General features: G+C 61.0%; 23 protein-coding genes. 22 read left to right on the top strand and 1 reads right to left on the bottom strand.

Annotation, left to right across the window (positions count from 1 at the left end; translation table 11 throughout):
• The first annotated feature begins 91 nt into the window (after positions 1 to 91).
• The 9 genes from surE (at position 92) to CLU92_RS12665 (ending at position 10,947) form a co-directional block, all read left to right on the top strand.
• A complete protein-coding gene (gene surE, locus CLU92_RS12705) occupies positions 92 to 829 on the top strand; it encodes a 5'/3'-nucleotidase SurE (protein ID WP_101482180.1) in 738 nt (245 codons plus the stop codon).
• The gene (locus CLU92_RS12700) at positions 826 to 1,716 is read left to right on the top strand and encodes a protein-L-isoaspartate(D-aspartate) O-methyltransferase (RefSeq protein WP_101482179.1); all 891 of its coding nucleotides are present in this window, start codon (positions 826 to 828) and stop codon (positions 1,714 to 1,716) included. The genes surE and CLU92_RS12700 overlap by 4 nt, the downstream gene beginning before the upstream one ends.
• Positions 1,717 to 1,758: 42 nt before the next feature.
• Positions 1,759 to 2,679, top strand: a complete 921-nt coding sequence (locus CLU92_RS12695; RefSeq protein ID WP_101482178.1) for a peptidoglycan DD-metalloendopeptidase family protein — start codon at positions 1,759 to 1,761, stop codon at positions 2,677 to 2,679.
• 8 nt (positions 2,680 to 2,687) lie between these two features.
• Entirely contained in the window at positions 2,688 to 3,719 is a 1,032-nt protein-coding gene (rpoS, locus tag CLU92_RS12690; RefSeq protein ID WP_101482177.1) for an RNA polymerase sigma factor RpoS, read from the top strand.
• Positions 3,720 to 3,850: 131 nt separating this feature from the next.
• Positions 3,851 to 5,194, top strand: coding sequence for a 23S rRNA (uracil(1939)-C(5))-methyltransferase RlmD (gene rlmD / locus CLU92_RS12685; protein WP_101482176.1), 1,344 nt, complete (start codon positions 3,851 to 3,853; stop codon positions 5,192 to 5,194).
• A gap of 387 nt (positions 5,195 to 5,581) precedes the next feature.
• Positions 5,582 to 7,492 (top strand): glycosyl hydrolase family 18 protein, encoded by a 1,911-nt coding sequence (locus CLU92_RS12680; protein ID WP_257561073.1) that lies wholly within the window; start codon positions 5,582 to 5,584, stop codon positions 7,490 to 7,492.
• Positions 7,493 to 7,570: 78 nt separating this feature from the next.
• The gene (locus tag CLU92_RS12675; protein ID WP_101482175.1) at positions 7,571 to 8,617 is read left to right on the top strand and encodes a cupin-like domain-containing protein; all 1,047 of its coding nucleotides are present in this window, start codon (positions 7,571 to 7,573) and stop codon (positions 8,615 to 8,617) included.
• 268 nt (positions 8,618 to 8,885) lie between these two features.
• Complete coding sequence (gene cfa / locus CLU92_RS12670; RefSeq protein ID WP_101482174.1) at positions 8,886 to 10,073, top strand: cyclopropane fatty acyl phospholipid synthase; 1,188 nt, start codon at positions 8,886 to 8,888, stop codon at positions 10,071 to 10,073.
• A 28-nt stretch (positions 10,074 to 10,101) separates the two neighbouring features.
• A complete protein-coding gene (locus CLU92_RS12665) occupies positions 10,102 to 10,947 on the top strand; it encodes a LysR family transcriptional regulator (protein WP_101482173.1) in 846 nt (281 codons plus the stop codon).
• 115 nt (positions 10,948 to 11,062) lie between these two features.
• Here the strand turns inward: CLU92_RS12665 and CLU92_RS12660 are convergent, their stop codons facing one another.
• Positions 11,063 to 11,749: a Bax inhibitor-1/YccA family protein gene (locus CLU92_RS12660; RefSeq protein ID WP_101482172.1), complete on the bottom strand. Its 687-nt coding sequence runs from the start codon at positions 11,747 to 11,749 to the stop codon at positions 11,063 to 11,065.
• A 221-nt stretch (positions 11,750 to 11,970) separates the two neighbouring features.
• Here CLU92_RS12660 and ndk point away from each other — a divergent pair, with 221 nt between their 5' ends.
• From ndk to hflC, 13 genes are all read left to right on the top strand, one after another.
• On the top strand, positions 11,971 to 12,387 hold the full coding sequence (ndk, locus tag CLU92_RS12655) for a nucleoside-diphosphate kinase (RefSeq protein WP_070223377.1): 417 nt from the start codon (positions 11,971 to 11,973) through the stop codon (positions 12,385 to 12,387).
• Positions 12,388 to 12,512: 125 nt separating this feature from the next.
• Complete coding sequence (gene rlmN / locus CLU92_RS12650; protein WP_034752035.1) at positions 12,513 to 13,688, top strand: 23S rRNA (adenine(2503)-C(2))-methyltransferase RlmN; 1,176 nt, start codon at positions 12,513 to 12,515, stop codon at positions 13,686 to 13,688.
• Between the two features lie 11 nt (positions 13,689 to 13,699).
• Entirely contained in the window at positions 13,700 to 14,476 is a 777-nt protein-coding gene (gene pilW / locus CLU92_RS12645) for a type IV pilus biogenesis/stability protein PilW (protein ID WP_243857986.1), read from the top strand.
• A gap of 13 nt (positions 14,477 to 14,489) precedes the next feature.
• Positions 14,490 to 15,446: a helix-turn-helix domain-containing protein gene (locus CLU92_RS12640; RefSeq protein WP_101482170.1), complete on the top strand. Its 957-nt coding sequence runs from the start codon at positions 14,490 to 14,492 to the stop codon at positions 15,444 to 15,446.
• 38 nt (positions 15,447 to 15,484) lie between these two features.
• The gene (gene ispG / locus CLU92_RS12635; protein WP_101482169.1) at positions 15,485 to 16,747 is read left to right on the top strand and encodes a flavodoxin-dependent (E)-4-hydroxy-3-methylbut-2-enyl-diphosphate synthase; all 1,263 of its coding nucleotides are present in this window, start codon (positions 15,485 to 15,487) and stop codon (positions 16,745 to 16,747) included.
• A 51-nt stretch (positions 16,748 to 16,798) separates the two neighbouring features.
• A complete protein-coding gene (gene hisS / locus CLU92_RS12630; protein WP_101482168.1) occupies positions 16,799 to 18,160 on the top strand; it encodes a histidine--tRNA ligase in 1,362 nt (453 codons plus the stop codon).
• Positions 18,161 to 18,214: 54 nt separating this feature from the next.
• Complete coding sequence (locus CLU92_RS12625) at positions 18,215 to 18,883, top strand: tetratricopeptide repeat protein (protein WP_101482167.1); 669 nt, start codon at positions 18,215 to 18,217, stop codon at positions 18,881 to 18,883.
• Between the two features lie 85 nt (positions 18,884 to 18,968).
• Positions 18,969 to 20,114, top strand: a complete 1,146-nt coding sequence (gene bamB / locus CLU92_RS12620; RefSeq protein WP_101482166.1) for an outer membrane protein assembly factor BamB — start codon at positions 18,969 to 18,971, stop codon at positions 20,112 to 20,114.
• Between the two features lie 4 nt (positions 20,115 to 20,118).
• A complete protein-coding gene (der, locus tag CLU92_RS12615; RefSeq protein WP_034752028.1) occupies positions 20,119 to 21,465 on the top strand; it encodes a ribosome biogenesis GTPase Der in 1,347 nt (448 codons plus the stop codon).
• Positions 21,466 to 21,705: 240 nt separating this feature from the next.
• Positions 21,706 to 21,942: an RNA chaperone Hfq gene (gene hfq / locus CLU92_RS12610; RefSeq protein ID WP_008450615.1), complete on the top strand. Its 237-nt coding sequence runs from the start codon at positions 21,706 to 21,708 to the stop codon at positions 21,940 to 21,942.
• 114 nt (positions 21,943 to 22,056) lie between these two features.
• Positions 22,057 to 23,289 carry a GTPase HflX gene (gene hflX, locus CLU92_RS12605; RefSeq protein WP_101484652.1) on the top strand — a complete coding sequence of 411 codons (1,233 nt, stop codon included), beginning with the start codon at positions 22,057 to 22,059 and terminating at the stop codon, positions 23,287 to 23,289.
• A gap of 2 nt (positions 23,290 to 23,291) precedes the next feature.
• Positions 23,292 to 24,584, top strand: a complete 1,293-nt coding sequence (gene hflK / locus CLU92_RS12600; RefSeq protein ID WP_101482165.1) for an FtsH protease activity modulator HflK — start codon at positions 23,292 to 23,294, stop codon at positions 24,582 to 24,584.
• Positions 24,584 to 25,471, top strand: coding sequence for a protease modulator HflC (gene hflC, locus CLU92_RS12595; RefSeq protein WP_101482164.1), 888 nt, complete (start codon positions 24,584 to 24,586; stop codon positions 25,469 to 25,471). The genes hflK and hflC overlap by 1 nt, the downstream gene beginning before the upstream one ends.
• Position 25,472: the final 1 nt, after the last annotated feature.

Raw genomic sequence — 25,472 nt, 5'->3', positions numbered from 1 at the left:
CGCGCGCCATGGCCGCGCGGCGGCACAAATAATGCTGACTATCAGCGTGCGGTACGCCCAGTGTTGGCATTGCTTCGGGTAAAATCTGCTTATGAGAATTCTTATCAGTAACGACGACGGTTACCTGGCGCCTGGCCTGGCTGCCCTGGCCGACGCGCTCGCGCCCATTGCCGAGATCGTCGTGGTGGCGCCCGACAGCAATCGTTCGGGCGCATCCAATTCGCTGTCGCTGGACCGGCCCCTGTCCGTGCACAAGGCCGCCAACGGCTTTTATTTTGTCAACGGCACGCCCACCGACTGCGTGCACGTGGCGCTGACGGGCATGCTCATCGAGCGCCCCGACCTGGTGGTGTCCGGCATCAACAACGGCCCCAACATGGGTGACGACACCCTGTATTCTGGCACTGTGGCGGCCGCCACGGAAGGCTATCTGTTCGGCATTCCTGCCATCGCCTTTTCCCAGTCGCAGTTTGGCTGGGCCAACCTGGACGCGGCCGCCCGCGTGGCCAGGGAAATCGTCGAGCGCCAGTTTGACGCCCTGCAGAAACCGTATTTGCTGAATGTGAATATCCCCGCCATCCCTTACGCGCAATTGCAAGGCATGGTGGCCACGCGCCTGGGCAAGCGTCATTCGGCTGAGCCCGTGATCCGCGCCCTCGATCCCCGTGGCCGTGAAATCTTCTGGATCGGCCCCGCCGGCGCTGCCAAGGAAGGCGGTCCGGGCACGGACTTCCATGCCGTTGAACATGGACAAGTATCGATCACGCCGCTGCAGATCGACCTGACGCATACCACCCAACTCGATGCACTGGCAAAAGGCCTGGCATGACCGATAAGCCGCGTACCTTCCCCCTTTCCCTCGATTCGCTGGCAGGCAAGCCCGCCAGGCTGGGCGGGGGGCAGTCGCTGGCCCAGTCCAGGATCGCCACGCCGCAGACGGCCACGCAGAATGCGGCGCAAAACGCGGCGCGGGGCGGGGCGCCGCACCATGGTGCAGCCGTGCCCATCGCGCCGTCGCGCGCCCAGGCCATCGCCAATGAGCGGGCGCAGCCGGCGGTACTGTCGCCGCCACGGCAAAACCCGCTGGTGTCGGAGGCCGTGCGCCGGGCCATGGTGGTGCGCATCGCGAAACAGGGCGTCAAGGACCAGGTAGTGCTCGACGCCATGCAAGCCGTGCCGCGTCATCTGTTCATGGACGAGGCGCTGGCGTCGCAGGCGTATATCGACGCCTCCTTGCCCATCGGCCACCACCAGACCATTTCACAGCCGTATATCGTGGCGCGCATGATCGAAGTGATGCGCCAGGGCGGCAGCTTGCAGCGGGTGCTGGAAATCGGCACGGGCTGCGGCTACCAGGCGGCGGTGCTGTCGCTGGTGGCGAAAGAGGTGTATTCGATCGAGCGCATCCGGCCCTTGCACGAGCTGGCGAAGGCCAATCTGCGCCCACTGCGCGTGTCAAATCTGCGTTTGCAGTACGGAGATGGTATGCTTGGCCTGCCGCAGGCGGCGCCCTTTGACGGGATCATCCTTGCCGCAGCCGGCCTGGAAGTCCCGCAAGCCTTGCTGGAACAGCTGGCGCCCGGCGGGCGTCTGGTTGCGCCGGTGGGGGGCAAATTGCAACACTTACAACTCATTACCCGGGTGGGGAAAATGGAATGGACCAGCCAGACCCTGGAAGACTGCCATTTCGTGCCTTTGCGCCCGGGCATCATATGATCCTCGGATCAGCTAGCAAGCAGGACCTAAACATACATGCGAATGATTAAGAAAAGTAACATATTCCTCTGCAGCCTCGCGCTGGCCGCTCTGTTGAGCGGTTGCGGCACCACTGGTGTCCAGGCGCCCGTTGTGGAGCGCCATCCATCGAGCAGCAGCGCCGCCGCCAGCGATCCGCGCGACCGCGATCCGGCCTATTACACGGTCAAGCGCGGCGACACCCTGTTGCGCATCGCTCTGGAACACGGCCAGAATTACCGCGACCTGGTGGCCTGGAATGACTTGAGCAACCCGAACGACATCAAGGTCGACCAGGTCTTGCGCGTGCTTCCGCCCAATGGCGACACGGGCGGCGCGCAAACGTCGGCCATCGTCATGCCGCCTGTCACGGAAATCAAGCCGGCCGCCCCTGTCGTGCCGAAGAAAGCGGGCCCGCGCGGCGAGAAGCGCGCGTATTCCGACGCCACCCTGGCCGAGTTGCGCGCCGACGGCGGCATCACCGACGCCAAGCCTGCCCCGGCGCCTGCCCCCGTCGCTGCGGCCCCCGCACCGGCAGTAGTGGCCGCCGCCCCTGCCGCACAAGCGGCTGGCGATGACAAGATCAGCTGGATGTGGCCTTCCGAAGGCAAGGTCATCGGCACTTTCGACGAAGGCAAGAACAAGGGCGTCGATATCGCCGGCAAGGCGGGCCAGCAAGTGGTGGCCGCCGGCGCGGGAAAAGTCATGTATGCCGGGAGCGGAATCCGTGGTTATGGTAATCTTGTCATCGTGAAGCACAGTAATAGCTTGTTGTCGGCATATGCGCATAACCGCAGCATCCTGGTGAAGGAAGGGCAGAACGTCAACAAAGGCCAGGCCATCGCCGAAATGGGCGATTCCGATGCCGACCGCGTGAAGCTGCACTTTGAAATCCGCCAGCAGGGCAAACCTGTCGACCCTTCGAAATTCCTGCCTAACCGTTAGGTAAAGCAATGACACACGCGCCGCACGATCAGCTGGACGATGAGCCGGAACTGCCGGAAGACGGAGCGGACGAAGTCGTGACGGACGATGTCGGCGAACTCGACGGCATTGATGCCGTTGACGCGGGCGAGGGCGGCGAGGTGGCCAGCGTCAGCGTGCTGGTCGAAAGTGTCGATGAATTGAAAAAAGTGCTGGCGGCCGAGCTGTCGACCGATACCACGCAGCACTACCTGAACCAGATCGGCACGCGGCCATTGCTGACGGCGGCGCAAGAGGTGTATTACGCCACCCTGGCCAAGCAGGGCAATTTTGAAGCCCGGCAAACCATGATCGAACACAACCTGCGCCTGGTCGTGTCGATCGCCAAGCATTACATCAACCGCGGTGTGGTCTTGCTCGACATGATCGAGGAGGGGAACATCGGCCTGATGCGGGCCATCGACAAGTTCGAGCCCGAGCGCGGTTTCCGCTTTTCCACCTACGCCACCTGGTGGATACGCCAGAGCATCGAGCGCGCCATCATGAACCAGGCGCGCACGGTGCGCCTACCCGTGCACATGGTGCGCGAACTGAATCAAATTTTGCGCGGCAAATACCACCTGGAAGCCCAGCACCACGACGGCAAGGATGCCACTGCGGAAGACATCGCCCACCTGGTGGGGCGTCCCGTGGAAGAGGTGCAGGATATCCTGGCCCTGTCCGAACACGCCACCTCGCTCGACGCGCCGCTTGACAACGACCCGCAGTCGTCCCTGATGGACATGCTGCCGGGCGCCAGCGAAGACAGCCCCGACGCGCGCGCGGAACACCATGAAATGACGGTGCTGGTGCGCGACTGGCTAACCAAGCTGCCCGACAAGCAGCGCGTGGTCATCATGCGCCGTTTCGGTCTCGACAACGATGACCCCGCCACCCTGGAAACCCTGGCCGAGGAAATGGGTGTGACGCGTGAAAGAGTGCGGCAGATCCAGCAGGAAGCCTTGATCAAGCTCAAGCGGGCCATGGCTGCGCGCGGCGTGGTGCGCGACTCCCTGCTCTAAGGTAGCCGGTCCGGTATTTCCGGGGCTGCATCTGCTATCATACGCCCCGCTCGCGGCGCCTGACCTTTCCCCCATTCTTTCAAGTTCCAGCGCGGCCCTGCGTCCTGGCCCACTCTTACCTATTGATCGCTATGCAAGAAAATATCATCGAAATCAAATCGCTCGACATGGACGCCCGTGGCGTTGGCCATATTGAAAACGAAGACGGTTCGCCGGGCAAGGTCGTGTTTGTCGAAGGCGCATTGCCGGGCGAGCGCGTCAGCTTTGTGACGTTCAAGAAAAAGAAGAACTGGGAAATGGCCCGCATGACGGCGCTGCACCGCGAATCGTCCATGCGCGTGACGCCCAAGTGCAAGCATTTCGACAATTGCGGCGGTTGCTCCATGCAGCATCTGGAGCCGTCGGCCCAGGTGGCGATCAAGCAGCGCGTGCTGGAAGATAACTTGTGGCATATCGGCAAGGTGCGTCCGCAAAGCATCATGCGCCCCATGTATGGCCCGACCTGGGGCTACCGCTACCGCGCGCGCCTGTCGGTGCGCCACGTCAAGAAAAAAGACGCCGTGCTGGTGGGCTTCCATGAAAAGAAATCGGCGTTTGTCGCCGACATGGATAGCTGCGAAATCTTGCCGCCACACATCTCCGCCATGCTGCTGCCCCTGCGTGGACTGATTGCTTCGCTGTCGATCTTCGACCAGATGCCGCAGATCGAGCTGGCCGTGGGCGAAGACGTCACCGCCATGGTCTTGCGCATCATGGCGCCTTTGACGGCGGACGATGAAACGAAATTGAAGGCCTTTGCCGACGAGTATGGCGTGCAATGGTGGCTGCAGGTGAAAGGCCCGGAAACGGCCGTGCCGTTCTATCCGCTGGACAAGCAATTGCACTACTTGCTGCCGGAATTTGGCGTCAAGATGCCGTTCAAGCCTGTCGATTTTACCCAGGTGAACCACCACATCAACCGCGTGCTGGTGTCGAAAGCCCTGCGTTTGCTGGAAGTGCAGCCGACGGACCGCGTCGCCGACCTGTTCTGTGGCCTGGGCAATTTTACTTTGCCGCTGGCTACGCAAGGCAGCGCAGTGGTGGGCATCGAAGGCAGCACTACCCTGACGGAGCGGGCGCTGGAAAACGCGCTGGCCAATGGCCTGGCGGAAAAGACCTCGTTCTCGACGCGCAACCTGTTCGAAGTCACCACCGACGACCTGATCGCCTTGGGCCGTTTTGATCGCATCCTGATTGACCCGCCGCGCGATGGCGCCATGGCCCTGTGCCAGGCCTTGGTTGGCCTGTCGCAAGTGCGTCCCGACATGCTGCCGAAACGCATCGTCTACGTCTCTTGCAGTCCTTCGACCCTGGCGCGCGACGCCGGCATCCTGGCGCTGGAAGCTGGCTATGTGCTGAGCAAGGCGGGCGTGGTCAACATGTTCCCGCACACTTCGCACGTGGAATCGATGGCAGTGTTTGATCTGGCGCAATAAGCATTGAAAATACGGCGGGTGGCCAGGCAGGCACCCGCCGTTGCCGCGTTTGGCGGCGCAACAAACTGGCGCAATACCACTTACGCCGTATTATAAAACTGGTCTGTATTTTCCAGATCACGCTTCTTTTTTCATCCTCCCTCTGTCGTTTTTTGTTTGTCCAGTAGGACAACATGCCGTTCGCCTGGGCTGCCGCGTTTTTTAAGCGGAGTGGTATTGTCCACTTTGAGTCCACTTTAAAACCACTTGACCGCCTATTTTTTCAGCAGCATGCTGTTCTTGCAACTGCAAAAAACAGATCAGTTATTGACGAAGCAGAGTGGCACTCCGCAAACCTGAACAGGAGACAGCGTGGAAAATCTAATACTTAAAAAAACAATCAGGAACATGATGGTATGTCTGGCCAGTGGAGGCGTGCTGGCGGCCTGCGGTGGCGGCGGCGACGCCAGTACGCCGGCCGGCTCGCAATTGCTGGCGGCCAGCACGGTAGTCGCCTGCGTGCCATGGCAAGAGGGTGGCACCTATAATGCCGGCACGGTGGTCACTTACCTGGGCGCCAACTACACGGCCCTGGTAACGCAGACCGATCACGTGGGCTCGGGTTGGAATCCCGTCTCCACGCCTGGCCTGTGGAGCGCGGGCGGCACCTGTGATGGCGGTACCACGCCGACGCCGACGCCGACGCCGACTCCGACACCCACCCCGACACCGGTGCCAACGCCGAACCCGACGCCCACCCCGACGCCAACGCCGATCCCAACCGGCGGCACCTGCGCGCTGGCGTGGGTGGCGGGCACGGCTTACAGCGCGGGCGCCACCGTCAGCTATGCCGGCACGAATTACCGCGCCAACTACTGGACGCAGGGCAATAACCCGTCGACCAGCAGCGGCGCCGCCGGCACGGGCAAGCCATGGACCAGCCAGGAGGTCTGCAGCACCACGCCTACCCCAACGCCTACTCCTACTCCGACACCAACCCCGACGCCTACTCCTACCCCGACGCCAACGCCAACGCCAACCCCGACACCAACGGGCCGCGAAGTGGGCTCCTATTTCGCGCAGTGGGGCGTGTATGGCCGCGACTATGAAGTGGCGAACGTGCATTCCAGCGGCGTGGCCGACAAGTTGACCTTTATTAACTATGCCTTCGGCAACATCTATCCGAAAAATGGCGGCTACGAGTGCGGCATGATCACCAAGGCGGAGCCGGGCGCGACGAATCCGAATGCGCCGGACGCGGGCACCGGTGGCGATGCCGAAGCCGACTACATCCGTACGCCGAAGCGCACCGTCGATGGCCAGGCGATCCCATGGGACGCTCCCCTGTCGGGCAACTTCCTGCAGCTGAAAAAACTGAAGGCGGCGCACCCGAACCTCAAACTGTTCATCTCGCTGGGCGGCTGGAGCTGGTCGAAGAACTTCTCCGTCGGTTCGGCCACGGATGCCCTGCGCAAGCAGATGGTGCGTTCCTGCATCGATATCTACATCAAGGGCAATTTGCCGGTGCAGGGCGGGCGCGGCGGCGTGGGTGCGGCTGCCAACATCTTTGATGGCATCGACATCGACTGGGAATACCCGGTGGGCGGCGGCCAGCCGTACAACACGGTCAGTCCCAACGACAAGCGCAACTTCACCTTGCTGATGGCGGAATTCCGCAGCCAGCTCGATGCGCTCGGTGCCGCCAACGGCAAGCGCTACCTGTTGACGGCGGCCGTTGGTGCCGGCAAGGACAAGATCGACAACACGGAACCGGCCCTGTACTCGCAGTACATGGATTGGATCAACCTGATGACCTACGACTTCCATGGCGGCTGGGAAAGCAGCACCAACTTCAATGCCCAGCTATTTGCCGACCCTGCCGATCCTTCGACGGGCATGGCACGCGAATACGTGGGAGACAAGGCGGTGCAGTACATGATTGCCGCCGGCGTGCCGCGCGACAAGCTGCTGCTGGGCATACCGTTCTATGGCCGCGGCTGGACCGGCGTGGCACCGGGACCGAACGGCGATGGCCTGTACCAGGCGGCGACGGGCACGGCGCCGGGCACGTACGAGTCGGGTATCGAGGACTATAAAATTCTCGTCGCCAAAACCGGTACGCGCTACTACCATCCCATAACCAAACAGCTGTATTTGTACACGGGCGCGGGCGGCCAGTGGTGGAGCTATGATGACCCGACCGTCATCGGCACCAAGGTGAAATACGTCAAGGACCAGGGCTTGCGCGGCGCGTTCTCGTGGGAACTCGATGGCGACGCGAATGGCGTGCTGGCAACCGAGGTGTGGAAGGTGCGGTAATGTTGATGTAGCGTAAGACGCGGCCGGATAGTCATGCTGTCCGGCCGTTTATTCATATAAAGACACAGGAGGCGGGCGATGGCGGCGGTATCGACATTCGGAGTCAAGCAGCTGGAGCAGAAGCAAGACGCGGAGCTGAGCCGCGAATGGCGCAGCTGGATCGCGGAAAACCTCATGCTGGGCAGCCATCCGTCGGCGCTGATGCCGGTGCTGCAACAGGCCGGCATCGCTGAGCCCCTGGCGCGCCGCGAAATCGAACTTGCGTTGCACAGCCCGTATCTTGCCGGCGCCGTGCGCCTGTCGAACCGGCTGGCCAAGCGCGACTGGGTGATCGATATCCAGCGCAAGTTGAACCAGCTGCGCCCGACCGAGATTCCCCGCCGCGAGAGGCTGTCCGCGCAAGCGTTCTTAACGGAGTTCTATTCCACCAACCAACCCGTGATCATCACGGGCATGCTGGACGACTGGCCCGCCATGGCCAAGTGGAGTCCGGCCTATTTCCGCGAACATTACGGGCAGCGCGAGGTGGAAGTGCAGTTCGGCCGCGAAGCGGACGCCCAGTATGAAATGAACAGCGTGGCGCACAAGCGCAAGATGGCCTTTGGCGAGTACGCCAGCCTGGTCGAGAGCAGCGGCACGACCAACGATTTCTACATGACTGCGAACAATAATTCGCAGAACCGGCAAGCCTTGCGCGAGCTGTGGGGCGATATCGGCCAGCTGCCCGAATACCTGAAGCAGGATGGCGGTCCCACGGGCTTTTTGTGGTTTGGACCGGCAGGCACGGTGACGCCATTCCACCACGACCTGACGAACAACTTCATGGCGCAGGTGAAAGGGCGCAAGCGGCTGCGCATCATGGCCGCCTGCGAGGTGGCGCGCGTATATAACCAGCGCCACTGTTTTACCCCTGTTGACGGGCGTGACATCGACTTGCAGCGCTATCCGCTGATGGCCGACGTGCAGGTGCGCGAATGCGTGCTGGCACCGGGCGAAATCCTGTTTCTGCCCGTCGGCTGCTGGCATTTTGTCGAGGCGCTGGATATTTCCCTTACCGTGGCCTTCACCAATTTCAAATGGGATAACGATTTTTATAGTAAGTATCCGTCGAATCACGACTTTTGATCGTGCTGCCGAATGGCGCGAACTTGCCGCGAACAGCCGCCATACAGGCGGCTTTTTTCATGCTACAGAGCGCTTCATGCGCAGTAGTTTTCACAAATAATTTATTCAAAATCATTTTGCAGCAAAATTTTTGATATGAATGGTCATGATGTTTCATTATCCAGATGCGGATGAGGGGTAGATAATTTTATTGCTGGTGCGCCGCCGGGCCTCTGAGTGGACTTGCCGGCGCGCGCCAGCACCGACAACCATCTGGAGGCGGCAGGGCATGAACACGCAGCACACGACACAAGCAGGCAGGCAGTTGCGACAAACACCGGCAGGTAGTGCCGGACTCCGGCTCGACACGCGGCTGACCCGCGAAGCGGCCGAATTGCTGGCCAGGGCCGGCATCCATTTGAATGGCCGCGCCGCATGGGACATGCAGCTGCGCAAGCCTGGCGTACCCGAACGGGCTTTCGCCAGCGGCAACCTGGGTCTGGGCGAAGCGTACATGGACGGCGACTGGGATGCGAGCCAGCTGGATGAATTCTTTTGCCATCTGCTGCGCGCCAGGATAGCCGACGACGTGCGCCCCATGCGCCTGGCCTTCCACGCGCTGACTGCGCGCCTGTTCAACCTGCAGACGGAGCGCCGCGCGTGGATGGTGGGCAAGGAACACTACGACCTGGGCAACGCCTTCTACGCGGCCATGCTCGACCCGCGCATGACCTACACCTGCGGCTACTGGAAGGACGCCAGCAACCTGGCCGAGGCGCAGGAAGCCAAGCTCGATTTGATCTGCCGCAAGCTCAGGCTGGAGCCGGGCATGCGCGTGCTCGACATCGGCTGCGGCTGGGGCAGTTTCATGCGTTATGCAGTGGAAAAATACGCGGTGCAGTGCGTGGGCGTAACGATTTCGAAAGAGCAGGCCGCGTATGCGCGCGCCATGCCGGGTGGCGAGCACCTGGATTTCCGCCTGCAGGACTACCGCGACGTCAATGAAAAATTCGACCGCATCGTCAGCATCGGCATGTTCGAGCATGTGGGGCACAAGAACCACCGCACCTTCATGGAAGTGGCGCACCGCTGCCTTGAAGACGATGGCCTGTTCCTGCTGCATACCATCGGCAAGAACAAGCGCCAGTCCGCGTGCGACCCGTGGATCGACAAATACATTTTCCCGAATGGCGACTTGCCGTCGATCGGGCAGCTCGGCGACGCCATGGACGATTTATTTGTGGCCGAGGACTTGCACAACTTCGGCGCTGACTACGACAAGACCCTGATGGCCTGGCATGCGAATTTCGAGCAGGCGTGGCCGCGGTTTTCCGCCCAGTTGGGCGAGCGCTTCCATCGCATGTGGTCATATTATCTGCTGTCGTGTGCGGGCGCCTTCCGCGCGCGCGACTTGCAACTGTGGCAATGGGTGCTGTCGAAGCAGGGCGTGCTGGGCGGCTACGAGCGTGTCAGTTGATATGTGCGGCAGCTGATATCATGGCTTGATGGATATCAATCAAGCGCGCACCTTCCTGGAAGTGGCTTCCTGCGGCAGCTTCAACATGGCGGCCGAACGCATGCACGTGACGCAGACCGCCGTGAGCGCCCGCATCCGTACCCTGGAGCAGCAACTGGGGCGCCAGTTGTTTGTACGCAATAAGGCGGGCGCCCGCCTGACCTCGGCCGGCGAGCGCTTCATGCGTCATGCGGCCACCATGGTGCAGGTGTGGGAAAGGGCCCGCCACCAGGTGGCCTTGCCGCCGGGGCGCGACGACGCTGTCAGCATCGGCTGCGAATTGAGCTTGTGGCAGCCGTTGCTGGGCGACTGGTTGATACGCATGAGCCGCGATTGCCCCAAGATCGCCTTGCGTGCGGAAGTCGACAGTCCTGCGCGCTTGCTCGACGCCGTGCACGACGGCTCACTCGACCTGGCCGTGCTGTACAACCCGCCGCAGCGCCCGGGCCTGGCCAGCGAATTGCTGGCCGAGGAAAAGCTGGTGATGGTGACTACGCGCGCCGACGGGCAGATGCATGTTGATACGTATGTGTATGTAGACTGGGGCCCCAGCTTCGCGGCCAACCACCAGGCGGCGTATCCTGAGTTGAGCAGCCCGCCCGTGTCGATCTCGCTGGGGCCGCTGGCCCTCGTGTACTTGCTGGAAGTGGGTGGTGCCAGTTACTTTCGCATTGGCAGCGCGCAACCTTACCTCGATGCAGGACTCTTGCACCGCGTGCGTGACGCGCCCGAATTCTCGCATTCCGCCTACGCCGTGTATGCGGCCCAGCGCGATAACCCGACGTTGGACCGTGCCCGCGCCTGCCTGTCGGCGGCGGCGGAGAAGATCAAGTAGAGACTGCAGGCGTAAAAAAGCCGACCCGAGGGTCGGCTTTTATTTTCATGCCCCGGCGCATAAAACGTTCAGGGCCAGACGCTGCAACGCCGCCCCGGCGTTTTTGCATCAGCGCTTAGTCGCGGCTGCCGCCGGCGAAGCCCAGCAAGGAGAGCAGGCTGGTGAAGATGTTGTACACGTCCAGGTAGATGCGCAGGGTGGCCGAGATGTAGTTGGTCTCGCCGCCATTGATGATTTGCTGCACGTCATACAGGATGTAAGCCGAGAAGATGGCGATGGCGACCATGGAGATCACGATCGACAGTGCCGACAGGCCCAGGAAGATGTTCGCCACCGACGCCAGGATCAGCACGATCACGCCGGCGAACAGCCATTTTCCCATGGCCGAGAAGTCGCGCTTCGAGACCGTGGCGATGGTCGCCATCACGGCCAGGATGGTGGCCGTACCGCCGAATGCCGTCATGATCAGCATGCCGCCGTTCGAGTAGCCGAGCGTACGCGTCAGGATAGGCGTGAGCATCAGGCCCATGAAGAAGGTAAAGCCCAGCAGGACGGCGACGCCCAGGCCCGAGTTCTTGGTTTTTTCAATCGCATACATGAAGCCGAATGCGACTGCCATGAAGATGATGAAACCCATGCCGCCGCTCAGCATCGGCAAGTGCATTTGCACGCCGATGAAGGCGCCCAGCACGGTCGGTATCATGGACAGTGCCAGCAGCCAGTAAGTGTTGCGCAAGACCTGGTGGCGGACTTGCTGCATGCCCCCCGACAGGTCAAAGGTGCGTTGCATGTTCTGATTCATAGTGCCTCCGTGTTGTCAATTCAAATTACTGCTTTACCCAAGGATAGCATGAGGGTCGGAATTTGCCAAAAAAGCAGCTTAAGATTTCATTAAACAGGGGCAGGGCGGCAAGACGCCCCCTGCCTGTCTGGGTGATATGGGGTGGAGTATGGTAAAATCAAAGGTTGATTGAGTTATCAATTTACCGTTTTAAACCTTACTTTTTATTGGAGTTTTCACACATGGCAATCGAACGCACCCTGTCGATCATCAAACCAGACGCAGTTGCAAAAAACGTAATCGGTCAAATTTACACCCGTTTTGAAAACGCTGGCCTGAAAATCGTTGCAGCACGCATGACCCAACTGTCGCGCGAACAAGCTGAAGGCTTCTACGCAGCGCACAAAGAGCGCGGCTTCTTCAAGGATCTGGTCGACTTCATGGTTTCGGGTCCAGTCATGATCCAAGCCCTGGAAGGCGAAAACGCCGTTCTGGCCCACCGTGACCTGATGGGCGCGACCGATCCGAAGAAAGCAGAAAAAGGCACGATCCGCGCCGATTTCGCCGATTCGATCGACGCTAACGCCGTACACGGTTCCGACGCTGTCGAAGCTGCTAAAGTGGAAATCGCTTACTTCTTCCCAGAACTGAAGGCTTAATTGCCTTAGATAACGTTATTTCCTGGCGTTATCTGTGAAATAACTTATCACCCCCTGTTCCCGCTGCGCTGTGGAGTTTTCGCTTCTGATGCGCGCGGGGACGGATTTTTAGAATAGACATGATCATGAATACGACGACCCTCACCAACTTGCTGGACCTCGATCCCGCGCAACTCATCGCCTACTGCGCCGAGTTGGGAGAGAAACCGTTTCGTGCGAAACAATTGCAACGTTGGATACATCAGTTCGGCGCCTCCGACTTCGACGCCATGACGGACCTGGCCAAGTCGCTGCGCGACAAGCTGGCCACGCGCGCCGAAGTGCGCGCCCCGGCCATCATCAGCGACCACACATCGACGGATGGCACGCGCAAGTGGCTGGTTGACGTGGGCAATGGCAATGCCGTGGAAACCGTGTTCATTCCGGAAGAAAACCGCGGCACCTTGTGCATCTCGACCCAGGCCGGCTGCGCCGTGAACTGCCGTTTCTGCTCGACGGGCAAGCAAGGCTTCAACCGCAACCTCAGCGTTGGTGAAATCATCGGCCAGCTGTGGATGGCGGAATTCGAATTGCGCCGCACCAAGGGCATCGAGCCGGGCCCGAAAGGTGAGCGCCAGATCACCAACGTGGTGATGATGGGCATGGGCGAGCCCCTGCTGAACTTTGAGCCGACCGTCACGGCCCTGAAATTGATGCTCGACGACAATGCCTATGGCCTGTCGCGCCGCCGCGTGACCCTGTCGACCTCGGGCGTGGTGCCGATGATGGACAAGCTGTCGCAGGAAGTGCCGGTGGCCCTGGCCGTCTCGCTGCACGCCTCGAACGACGCCTTGCGCGACGGTTTGATTCCACTGAACAAGAAATACCCGCTGAAGGAATTGATGGCGGCCTGCAAACGTTACCTGGAATTCGCCCCGCGCGATTTCATCACGTTTGAATACTGTATGCTCGACGGCGTCAACGACAGCGACGAGCACGCGCGCGAACTGCTGGCGCTGGTGCAAGACCGCGAGTTCGGCGTGAACTGCAAGTTCAACCTGATTCCCTTCAATCCCTTCCCCGAGTCGGGCCTGTTCCGCTCGAAAAACCCGCGCATCAAGGCGTTTGCCCAGGTGCTGATGGATGGCGGCATCATCACCACCGTGCGCAAGACGCGCGGCGACGATATCGATGCGGCTTGCGGTCAGCTGGCGGGCGAAGTCAAGGACCGCACGCGGGTGCAGGAACGCATGGAAAAGATGACCGAGTATCAACAGAAATTTGGCGCCAATTTCGGCAAGATCGTGGAGATCCGCTCCTGATGCGGGGAAGCATGGCTTATCCTGGCGCACTTGCCGTGGCTGTTGTCAGCCTGGGCGTGCTGCTGGCCGGCTGTGCTTCCACCGCAAACAAGGAGCAAGCCGCATCTGTCGAGCAGCGCGCCGCCTTGCGCTTGCAGTTGGCCAGCGCCTATTATATGCAAGACCAGTTTGTGGTGGCTTTGGCCGAGGCAGAGCAGGCGGTGCGGCTGGTGCCGGACAACGCCCAGGTGCGCGGCATGCGCGCCCTGATTTTTGCCGCCCTGCGCCAACCTGTGGCTGCTGAAAAAGATTTTCTTTACGCATTGCGCCTCGCGCCCCACAATCCCGAGTTGAGCAATAATTATGGCCAGTTTCTGTGCCAGACCGGGCGCGCGGCGCAGTCGTTGGCATATTTCGATGCCGCACTGCAAGATGTGGCCTATGGCACGCCTGAACTTGCGCTGCAGAATGCAGCGGCGTGCAGCCTGATGATGAAAGATTACCCGCGCGCCGCTGACTACTGGCTCAAGGCGGAGCGCATCGCACCTGCTGCGGCAATGACCTATGCCGGCTTGGTGCGCGTGTATTACCAACAGCAAGACTACCGGCAAGCGGCTCATTACCTTGAGCGGCTCGGTAAAGTAGCGACAATGGAGAGCCAGACGGCCGATGTGCTGTGGCTCGGGATCAAGGTGCAGCATAAGCTCGGGGATGCGGGTGCGGAAGCTGGCCTGGGGGCGCATTTGCGCAACCACCATTCCGGCTCCCCCGAATATGCTGCTTATCAAAATGGGGCGTTTGATGAGTGAGACAGGGATACCAATGAATTCAGAGTGGGCAGAAACGCCTCAGCAGCAGCCCCAGGGCAATCTTGCGTTGGCAGGCGCACAGTTGAAGGCGCAGCGCGAAGCGCTGGGCTGGCCTGTGGAACAGGTGGCCGACCAGCTCAAGCTGGCGCCACGCCAGGTGATCGCGCTGGAAGAGGGCGACATGGCGGCCTTGCCGAACGTGGCCGTGGTGCGCGGTTTCGTGCGCGCCTATGCCAAGGTGGTGCGCCTCGACGCGGCGCCGCTGGTGGCCATGATCGAAGTCCATCCGGCGCCGGCGCAAGACCCGGCCGCGCCCGTGCGGCGTGAAATTTCCGCCACGTTTTCCGAATCGCGCTTCCCGTCGATGACGCAGCGCTCGTCGAACCAGACTCCCCTCTGGATCGCCGGCGCCGTAGCTGTCGTCGTGGCGGCAGCCTTTGGCGCCTACAAGCTCGGCTATGTGCCAGCCAGCCTGCTGTCCTCGCACGCCGAGAAAGAAGTGGCACATGCGGACGTGGGCCCCGTGGAAACAACCCTGATCAAGCCGGGCCAGGACTTGACGCCCGTGCAGACGCCGTCCGTGCCGCTGATTTCCGTGCCGCCGCCGCCAGGCAACGATACGCAGACGGGCGCGCCTGCCACCAGCGTCGCTTCAGCGCCTGCCGCTGTGCCTGCGACGCCGCCAGCGACGACGGCTGCCGTTGCGCCGGCCGAGGCCCCCGCTGCCGTGGGCGCGAATGCGCTGGTGTTGAAGGTGGAGCAGGATTCGTGGGTCGAGATTCGCCGCCCTGGCAGCACGCCGCTGATTTCGCGCATGGTCAAGGCTGGCAGCACGGAAACGTTTGATATCACGGGCCCGGCCACCCTGGTGGTGGGCAAGCCAGGTGTCGTGCAGGCAACTTTGCGCGGTGCCAAGCTGGACCTGCCGACCGTTGCGGGTGGCACGATTTCCCGTGTCAGCATCAAATAAGCGCAGTAATCGTTCAAGCAAACTCAGAAGATAATATTATGGCTACCTCGAAAACAGCGATCGGCTCCGGTCCTTCCGGCCGGCGCGACAGCCGCAAGGTGCTGATCGTGCACGGCCAGCGCCAGATCTGGGTAGGCGGCGACGCCCCCGTGGTGGTGCAGTCGATGACGAACACCGATACGGCTGACGCCATCGGCACGGCGATCCAGATCAAGGAACTGGCGCGTGCCGGTTCGGAACTGGTGCGCCTGACCGTGGACCGTCCGGAAGCAGCTGCGGCCGTACCGTATATCCGCGAGCAGCTCGACAAGATGGACATCGACGTGCCGCTGGTGGGTGACTTCCATTACAACGGCCATACCTTGCTCAACGACTACCCCGATTGCGCGCGCGCGCTGTCGAAGTACCGTATTAATCCGGGCAACGTGGGCAAGGGCGCCAAGCGCGATACGCAATTCGCGCAAATGATCGAAGCGGCTTGCAAGTACGACAAGCCGGTGCGCATCGGCGTGAACTGGGGCAGCCTGGATCAAGCCTTGCTGGCGCGCATCATGGATGAAAATGCAGGCCGCGCCGAACCGTGGCCGGCGCAAGCCGTCATGTATGAAGCGCTGGTGACGTCGGCGATTGAGAACGCCGTGCGGGCCGAAGAGCTGGGCCTGGGGCGCGACAAGATCATCCTGTCGTGCAAGGTTTCTGGTGTGCAAGATTTGATCGCCGTGTACCGCGAGCTGGCCCAGCGCTGCGACTATCCGCTGCACCTGGGCCTGACGGAAGCGGGCATGGGCAGCAAGGGCATCGTCGCTTCGACGGCGGCCCTGTCCGTGCTGCTGCAAGAGGGCATCGGCGACACCATCCGCATCTCGCTCACGCCAGAACCTGGCGGCGACCGCACGCGTGAAGTCATCGTCGGCCAGGAAATTTTGCAAACCATGGGCTTGCGCAAGTTCGCACCCATGGTGATCGCCTGCCCAGGTTGCGGCCGCACGACGTCGACCACCTTCCAGGAATTGGCCGACAACATCCAGACGTATCTGCGCGAGCAGATGCCGGAATGGAAAAAATCGTATCCGGGCGTGGAAGCGATGAACGTGGCGGTCATGGGCTGCATCGTCAACGGCCCCGGCGAATCGAAGCATGCGAATATCGGCATCAGCCTGCCCGGTACGGGCGAGTCGCCGGCCGCGCCCGTGTTTGTCGATGGCGAAAAAGTCGTTACCTTGCGCGGCGAACGCATCGTCGAGGAATTCCAGGACATCGTCCTCAGTTATGTTAAAAGCCATTATGGCGCAGCAGCGTAGGTCGGATTAGCGCTACGCGCGTAATCCGACAATCAAGTTAAAGAGAACACTATGTCCGAAAATAAAAAAGCAGATAAGATCACCGGCGTGAAAGGCATGAATGACGTGCTGCCTGCCGACGCCCCGCTGTGGGAATTGTTTGAAAATACGGCGCAATCCGTGCTGCAAAGCTATGGTTTCCAGCAAATCCGTACGCCGATCGTGGAAGAAACGAAATTGTTCGCGCGTGCCATCGGCGCCGTGACCGATATCGTGGAAAAGGAAATGTACTCGTTCACCGATTCGATGAACGGCGACAACCTGACCCTGCGTCCGGAAGGCACGGCTGGCGTGGTGCGCGCCGTGGTCGAGCACAACCTCGTCTACGAAGGTCCGAAACGCCTGTGGTACAAGGGTCAGATGTTCCGCCACGAGCGCCCGCAAAAAGGCCGCTACCGCCAGTTCCACCAGTTTGGCGTGGAAGCCATCGGTTTCACGGGCCCGGATATCGACGCCGAGATCATCATGCTGTCGCGCCGCCTGTGGGATGACCTGGGCCTGGAAGGCATCCGCCTGGAACTGAACTCGATCGGCGACGCGGCCGAGCGCCTGCGCCACCGCGCCGACCTGATCACCTATCTGGAAAGCCATAGCGAGCTGCTGGACGAAGAAGCCAAGCGCCGGCTGCATAGCAATCCGCTGCGCATCCTCGATACCAAGAACCCTGCCATGCAGGACTTGGTGAATGGTGCACCGAAGCTGCTGGACTACCTGGGCGAGGAATCGCTGGCCCACTTCCACGGCGTGCAGAAGATCTTGAATCACAACAATATCCCGTTCACCATCAATCCACGCCTGGTGCGTGGCCTCGATTACTACAACCGCACGGTGTTCGAGTGGGTCAGCGACAAGCTGGGTGCGCAAGGCACGGTGTGCGCCGGTGGCCGCTATGACGGCATGGTGGAAATGTTCGGTGGCAAATCGACGCCAGCCGTCGGTTTCGGCATGGGCGTCGAACGTCTGGTGCTGCTGATGAAGGATGCGGCCGAACCGGAAGCGCCGGCCCAGTGCGACGTCTACCTGGTGCATCAGGGCGAGCAGGCAGGCTTGCAAGCCTTCGTGCTGGCCGAACGGATTCGCGATGCGGGCCTCGACGTTGTGCTACATTGCGCAGCGAGCAACGGCGGCGGCAGCTTCAAGACGCAAATGAAAAAGGCCGATGCCAGCGGTGCGGCGTTTGCCGTGATCATGGGCGATGATGAAATCGCCAACAATGTCGCTACGGTGAAAGCCATGCGCGAAGCCGATGCGGGCGCGCAGCAAAACACGGTACCGTTCGACGATGTCGTCGATTACGTGGTGGACCAGATCATCGGTGACCATGATTGCGGCCACGACCACGGTCCTGGCGGTCACGTGCATCACCACCATTGATTTGAAGCAAGACCGTACTACCCTCGATCAACTACTCATTAAAACTGACGACCCATGGCATACGATCACGAAGAACAAGAACAACTGGCAACCCTCAAGGCCTGGTGGCAGCGCAATGGCAATCTGACCTCCTGGGTCCTGATCGTGGCGCTGGCAGGCTATAGCGGCTGGGCTGGCTGGCAGTACTACCAGCGCACGCAAGCTGCGCAAGCGGGCCAGCTGTACGACGAACTGCAAAACGCCATCGCCGCCAAGGACACCGCCAAGGTGATGCGCGCGGCCGGCGACATGCAATCGCGTTTCAGCGGCACGGCGTATGCGCAGATGAGCGCGCTGGCCGCAGCCAAAGTGGCGTTTGACGCGAATGACCTGAAGACGGCCAAGACCCAGCTGCAATGGGTAGCCGAGCATGGCACGGAAGAGTACAAGGCCATGGCCAAGCTGCGCCTGGCGGGTGTCCTGCTGGACGAGAAAGCCTACGAAGAAGCGTTGAAAGTGCTGGCAACGGCCAGCGTAGCGCAATTTGCCGGCGCCGTGGCCGACCGCAAGGGCGATATCCTCGTGGCGCAAAACAAGCTGGCCGATGCCCGCACGGCCTACCAGGCCGCGCTGGCCGCGACGGACAAGAATAATCCAGGTCGTCAATTGATCCAGGTCAAACTGGAGGCGATTGGCGGCACGGTACCGGAAGACAAGGCCAAGGCTGAGAAGGCCGCCGCCTGACAGGAACACTGATGGTTCGGCCATGCGGCGTTTTGCGCCGCCTGCCTTGCCCTTACAAGTACAAGAAAAAGGTTGGATAACACTTATGCGTGTCACTGAAAAGCTGGTAGCTGCAAGTCTGTTGGCCCTGATGGCCGGTTGCTCGTCCTGGAACCCGTTTGCCTCGAAAGATCCGAAAGTCGAACCGGCCAAGCTGGTCGAGTTAAAATCGAGCATTGCCGTACGCGACGCCTGGAAGTATTCGATCGGCAAGGCCGGCGTGTACGCCTTTACGCCTGCGCTGGCCGGCAACAGCCTGTACGTGGTCAATGCCGATGGCGCGCTGGCGCGCCTGGATGCGGCCAGCGGCCGTGAAACGTGGCGCATCAAGGCCGGCAGCGACATCACTTCCAGCGCCGGTAGCGATGGCGCGCTGGTGGCCGTGGGCGCTGCCAAGGGCGCCGTGCTGGCCTTTGATACTGATGGCAAGCAACTGTGGAAGGCACAGGCGTCCAGCGAAGTGCTGACCCCGCCTGTAGTCGGACAGGGCGTGGTCGTAGTGCGCAGCGTGGACAACCGCATCGTCGGCTTCGATGCCAAGACGGGCGAGCGCAAGTGGACGGTGCAGCGCGCCACGCCGGCACTGACCCTGCGCAATGCGCCGGGCATGGTGATGGGTGGCGCGAATGTCTACGTGGCCCAGCCGGGCGGCAAGCTGCTGGCACTGACGGCCGCCACCGGTGTGGTACGCTGGGAGATCGTCGTCAGCGAACCGCGTGGCGCCACCGAACTGGAGCGCGTCTCCGACATCGCCGGCACGCCGGTGGTGTTCGAGGGCGAAGTGTGCGCCGTCACGTACCAGGGCAAGGTGGGCTGCTTCGATGCTGCCACGGGCGTGCCCCGCTGGACCAAGCCGATCTCGTCCGATGTGGGCGTGGCCGTCGACCAGCGTTTCGTGTTTGCCGCTGACGCCCAGGGCTCGGTGGTGGCGTTCGGCCGCGAAGCCGGTCAGAGCGCCTGGAAGAATGAGGCGCTGGCGCGTCGCCGCCTGTCGACGCCGGCCTCCTTTGGCCGCAGCGTCGCCGTCGGTGACTATCAAGGTTATATCCACTTCCTGTCACGGGAAGATGGCGCATTAATAGGTCGTGTCAGTACCGACGGTAGCCCGATTGTTTCGGCTCCCGTTGTTGCCGGTTCGAATTTGATTTTTCAAACCCAATCAGGGACAGTGACCGCTCTCGCGGTCGAGTAATACAATGAAGCCGGTAATTGCACTAGTAGGTCGACCCAATGTTGGGAAATCGACTTTATTCAATCGTCTGACCCGCTCGCGCGATGCGCTGGTGGCGGATTTGCCTGGGTTGACGCGCGATCGTCACTATGGCGAAGGCCGTGTCGGCGAACGTCCCTTCCTGGTCATCGATACGGGTGGTTTCGAACCCGTCGCCAAGGAAGGCATCATGCACCAGATGGCACTGCAGACCAAGCAGGCCGTGGCCGAGGCCGACGTGGTGGTCTTCATCGTGGACGGCCGCCAAGGCCTGACCCCGCATGACAAGACCATCGTTGACTTCCTGCGCAAGAGCGGACGCCCGGTCTTGTTGGTAGTCAATAAAAGCGAAGGCATGCGCTATACGGCCGTCGTGTCCGAATTCTATGAATTGGGCATGGGCGATCCGTATGCGATCTCGTCGGCGCACGGCGACGGCGTCAACGACCTCGTCGAAGTGATGCTGGACCTCGCTTTTGCGCAGCGTCCTGATGAGCCTGAAGAGCTGGAAAAGACGGACCGCGGCATCAAGATTGCCCTGGTGGGCCGTCCGAACGTGGGCAAGTCGACGCTCATCAACACCCTGCTGGGCGAAGAGCGCGTGATCGCATTCGACATGCCGGGTACGACGCGCGACTCGATCGAGATTCCGTTCGAGCGCGATGGCCAGCAATACACGCTGATCGACACGGCCGGTATCCGCCGCCGCGGCAAGGTGTTTGAAGCGATCGAGAAATTCTCGGTGGTGAAAACCCTGCAGTCGATTTCCGAGGCCAACGTGGTGGTGCTGATGCTTGACGCGCAGCAGGATATTTCCGAACAAGACGCGCATATCGCCGGCTTCATTCTGGAATCGGGCCGTGCGCTGGTGGTGGCCGTGAACAAGTGGGATGGCTTGCAATCGCACGAACGTGATGAAATCAAGATCGATATCGACCGCAAGCTCGATTTCCTGTCGTTCGCGCAAATGCATTTCATTTCGGCGCTGAAGGGCACCAACATCGGTCCATTGATGAAGTCGCTCAACGCCGCGTATGCAGCCGCCATGTGCGACCTGTCGACGCCGAAGCTGACGCGCGCCTTGATCGAGGCTGTGGAGAAACAGGAACCACGTCGCAAAGGCTCGATTCGTCCGAAGCTGCGCTATGCCCACCAGGGCGGCATGAACCCGCCTGTGATCGTGATACACGGCAATGCGCTCGACGCCGTTGGCGATCCATACAAGCGTTATCTGGAAAAACATTTCCGCGATACATTTGCCCTGGTCGGCACGCCGCTGCGCATTGAACTGCGCACGGGTAAAAATCCGTTTGCACGCACGCCGAGCAAGTAACGATTTCGGCTGAATTAAGTGCATATTAAGGCGCCGCAGAGATAATGCGGCGCCGACTGCCAATTCAACGGCATTTGCACGAAAATAATAAAGTGTTAATGCGCCATGCGCGACAGCGATCGTGAAAACAGGTTACAGTAGCTATGACGCATCTTTCTCTCTTTGAAAGGTGTGAGAGCACTTGAAATCAAGCGAGTCGCCTCCAATTCTTACACAACAACATAAACAAACGGAGCTGTTATGAGCAACAAAGGGCAACTGTTACAAGACCCATTCCTCAATGCATTACGCAAAGAGCATGTTCCTGTCTCGATCTACTTGGTCAATGGCATTAAATTGCAGGGCCATATCGAATCGTTCGATCAATATGTCGTATTGCTGCGCAATACAGTGACACAGATGGTGTACAAGCATGCCATCTCGACAGTGGTGCCGGCCCGTGCCGTCAATCTCAATATTGAATCTGAAGCGGAGTAAAGCGTTGAGCTTGAAGGCCCAGCGCCTTTCACCCTCCATCGCCCCCGTCCGCGCCAGCGGCGCTGATGCGTTTGCATCGGCGTCGGCGTCCGCCGCAACTTGTCTGATGCCATCATGCGCGCCGTACTAGTCGGGGTTGACTTCGGTCACAGCGACTTCGCCGCCAGCATGGAGGAACTCATGCTGTTGTCGCGCTCGGCTGGCGCTGACCCGATTTCCACCATCACGGCCAAGCGTTCCAGTCCCGATTCCGCGTATTTCGTCGGCAGCGGCAAGGCCGATGAAATTGGCGACGTCGTCGTCAACGATGGCCTGGAAATCGTCATCTTCAATCACGCCCTGTCACCTGCTCAGCAGCGCAATCTGGAAAAGCGCCTGAACGTGCGGGTGCTCGACCGTACCAGCCTGATCCTCGACATCTTCGCGCAGCGCGCCAAGAGCCACGAGGGCAAGCTGCAAGTCGAGCTGGCCCAGCTGCAGCATCTGGCCACGCGCCTGATCCGCGGCTGGACCCACCTTGAGCGGCAAAAGGGCGGTATCGGCTTGCGCGGTCCCGGCGAGACGCAGCTTGAAACGGACCGCCGGCTGATCGGCGACCGTGTCAAGGCCCTGCGCGCGCGCCTGGAAAAACTGCACAAGCAGCGCGAAACGCAGCGCCGTGCGCGCGGCCGCAATCACACATTCTCGGTGTCCCTGGTCGGCTATACCAATGCCGGCAAGTCGACCCTGTTCAATGCCGTGACCAAGGCTGGCGTGTATGTCGCCGACCAGTTGTTCGCCACCCTGGACACCACCTCGCGCCGGGTTTACCTGGGCCAGGAAGTGGGCAACGTGGTGATCTCCGACACGGTCGGCTTCGTGCGCGAATTGCCGCATCAGTTGGTGGCCGCTTTCCGCGCCACGCTCGAAGAAACCATCCATGCCGATTTGCTGCTGCATGTCGTCGACGCTGCGTCGCCGGTACGCATGGAGCAGATCGAACAGGTCAATCTGGTCTTGAAAGAGATCGGCGCCGATCATATTCCGCAAATCCTCGTGTGGAACAAGATCGATGCGGCCGGGCTGGAGCCCTCGGTGGAGCGCGACGAATATGCTACGATCAGTCGCGTGTTTGTCAGTGCGCAGAAGGGCAGCGGGCTCGACCTGCTGCGCGATGCGATCGTCGAGATGGCCAGGAAGGCGCCTCGCTCGGCCCACCTGTATCAGAACGACGAAGCACAGCAGGAAGATCAGTTGGACGGTCAGTACGACCAGCACGACCAGCACGATGGCGCCGCCCCGGACCAGGACGAAGAGCCTGGCGAGGACGATAGGATTTCCACCCACTCCCAAGTCGGAACACGATAGTTATGCTTGTCTCCCTACTCAAAAAAACAGGCTTGAAGTTGTCCCTGAACGATCCCCGCTGGGGCAATCGCAAGGACGACGGCAAGAAAGCCCAAGAAGGCAAAAAGCCCGGCGAAGGTCCGCCGGACCTCGATCAGTTGTGGCGCGATTTCAATCAGCGCCTGAATGCCTTTTTCGGACAGAAGAACCGTCCCGACAACGGCGGCAATAACAACGGTGGTGGCAGCGGCCCGCGTCCCGACATGAAGGGCGCTGGCATCACCGCCGGCGTGGTCGGCGTGATCGCCGTCTTCATCTGGCTCGCCAGTGGCGCCTTCATCGTGCAAGAGGGCCAGAACGGCGTCGTGCTCACGTTCGGCAAGTATAGCCACACTACGCCGGCCGGTTTTAACTGGCGCTGGCCGTACCCGTTCCAGACCGACGAAACGGTCAACGTGTCGCAGGTGCGCACGGTGGAAGTGGGTTACCGCCAGTCGCTGCGCAACAAGCAGGCCAGCGAGTCGCTGATGCTGACGGACGATGAAAACATCATCGACATCCAGTTCGCGGTGCAATACACGCTGAAAGATCCCGTGGCGTGGCTGTTTAACACGCGCGACCAGGAAGACACCCTGCGCCAGGTCGCCGAAACGGCGATCCGCGAAGTGGTCGGCCGCAGCAAGATGGACTTCGTGCTGTACGAAGGCCGCGAAAAGGTCGCGTACGATACGCAGCAGCTGATGCAGCAAATTCTGGACCGCTACAAGGTTGGCGCTGTCATCACCAACGTGACGATGCAGGCCGTGCAGCCGCCGGAGCAGGTGCAAGCCGCTTTCGACGATGCCGTCAAGGCTGGACAGGATCGCGAACGCCAGAAGAATGAAGGCCAGGCTTACGCCAATGACGTCATTCCAAAAGCCCGCGGCGCCGCTTTCCGCCTGATGGAGGAAGCCGCAGCGTACAGTTCGATGGTGACTGAAAACGCCGCTGGTAATGCCTCGCGTTTCAAACAGGTGCTGGTTGAGTACCAGAAGGCGCCCGTTGTCACGCGCGACCGCATGTACCTGGAAACGATGCAGCAAGTGTTCAGCAGTGCCAGCAAGGTCATGGTTGACGCGAAGACGGGCAGCAATCTGCTGTATCTGCCGCTCGACAAGCTGATCGCCCAGACGGCTGCCACCGATGCTGCCGCTGCCGCCGCCCGTGCTGCCGCGACACCCGCAGCCAATACCGTTTTGCCACAGGAAGCCATGCAGACAGTAGAAGTCAATACGCGCCGCGACAGCCGCTCTTCGCGTGAACGGGAGAGCCGCTAATGAACCGTATCGTAGCCGCCCTGATCGCGGGCTTTATCGCGATCATGCTCTTGTCCTCGACCGTGTTCGTGGTCGACCAGCGTAAGTATGCGGTCGTCTTCGCCCTCGGTGAAGTCAAGGAAGTCATCAGCACGCCGGGCCTGTATTTCAAGCTGCCGCCGCCGTTCCAGAACGTGCTGTACCTGGACAAGCGCATCCTGACGCTCGATACGCCGGAGCCGGAACGCTTCATCACGGCCGAGAAGAAGAACATCCTCGTCGACGCCTACGTGAAGTGGCGCATCGCCGACCCGCGGCTGTATTTCCGCAGCTTCGGTGGTGATGAAAAACCGGCCCGCAACCGCATGTCGCAAATCGTCAAGGCGGCGCTGAACGATGAAATCACCAAGCGCACCGTGCGCGAGGTGATCTCGGGCCAGCGCGGCAAGGTGATGGAAGCGATCCTGGCGAAGGTCTCGGCGGAAGCCAAGGCCATCGGCGTGGAAATCGTCGACGTGCGCCTGAAACGTGTCGATTACGTCGAGCAGATCAACAACTCCGTGTACGAACGCATGAAGTCCGAGCGCGTGCGCGTGGCCAATGAGCTGCGTTCGACCGGTTCGGCCGACTCCGAGAAAATCCGCGCCGACGCCGACAAGCAGCGCACCGTGATCCTGGCCGAAGCGTATCGCGAAGCCGAGAAGATCCGCGGCGAGGGCGATGCCAAGGCGTCGCAAATCTACGCGGAAGCGTTTGGCAAGAATCCGGAGTTCTACAAGTTTTACCGTAGCCTGGAAGCCTACCGCGCCACGTTCAAGGACAAGGGCGACGTGATGGTAGTCGATCCGAGTTCGGAATTCTTCAAGTACTTCAAGGGTAACGGCACGGCCGCTCCGTCCAAGAAGTAAG

This window comes from Janthinobacterium sp. 61 (assembly GCF_002846335.1).
Classification (GTDB): domain Bacteria; phylum Pseudomonadota; class Gammaproteobacteria; order Burkholderiales; family Burkholderiaceae_D; genus Janthinobacterium.
Note: the sequence above shows the minus strand (reverse complement) of the source record. Positions and strands in the feature narration are given on the sequence as shown.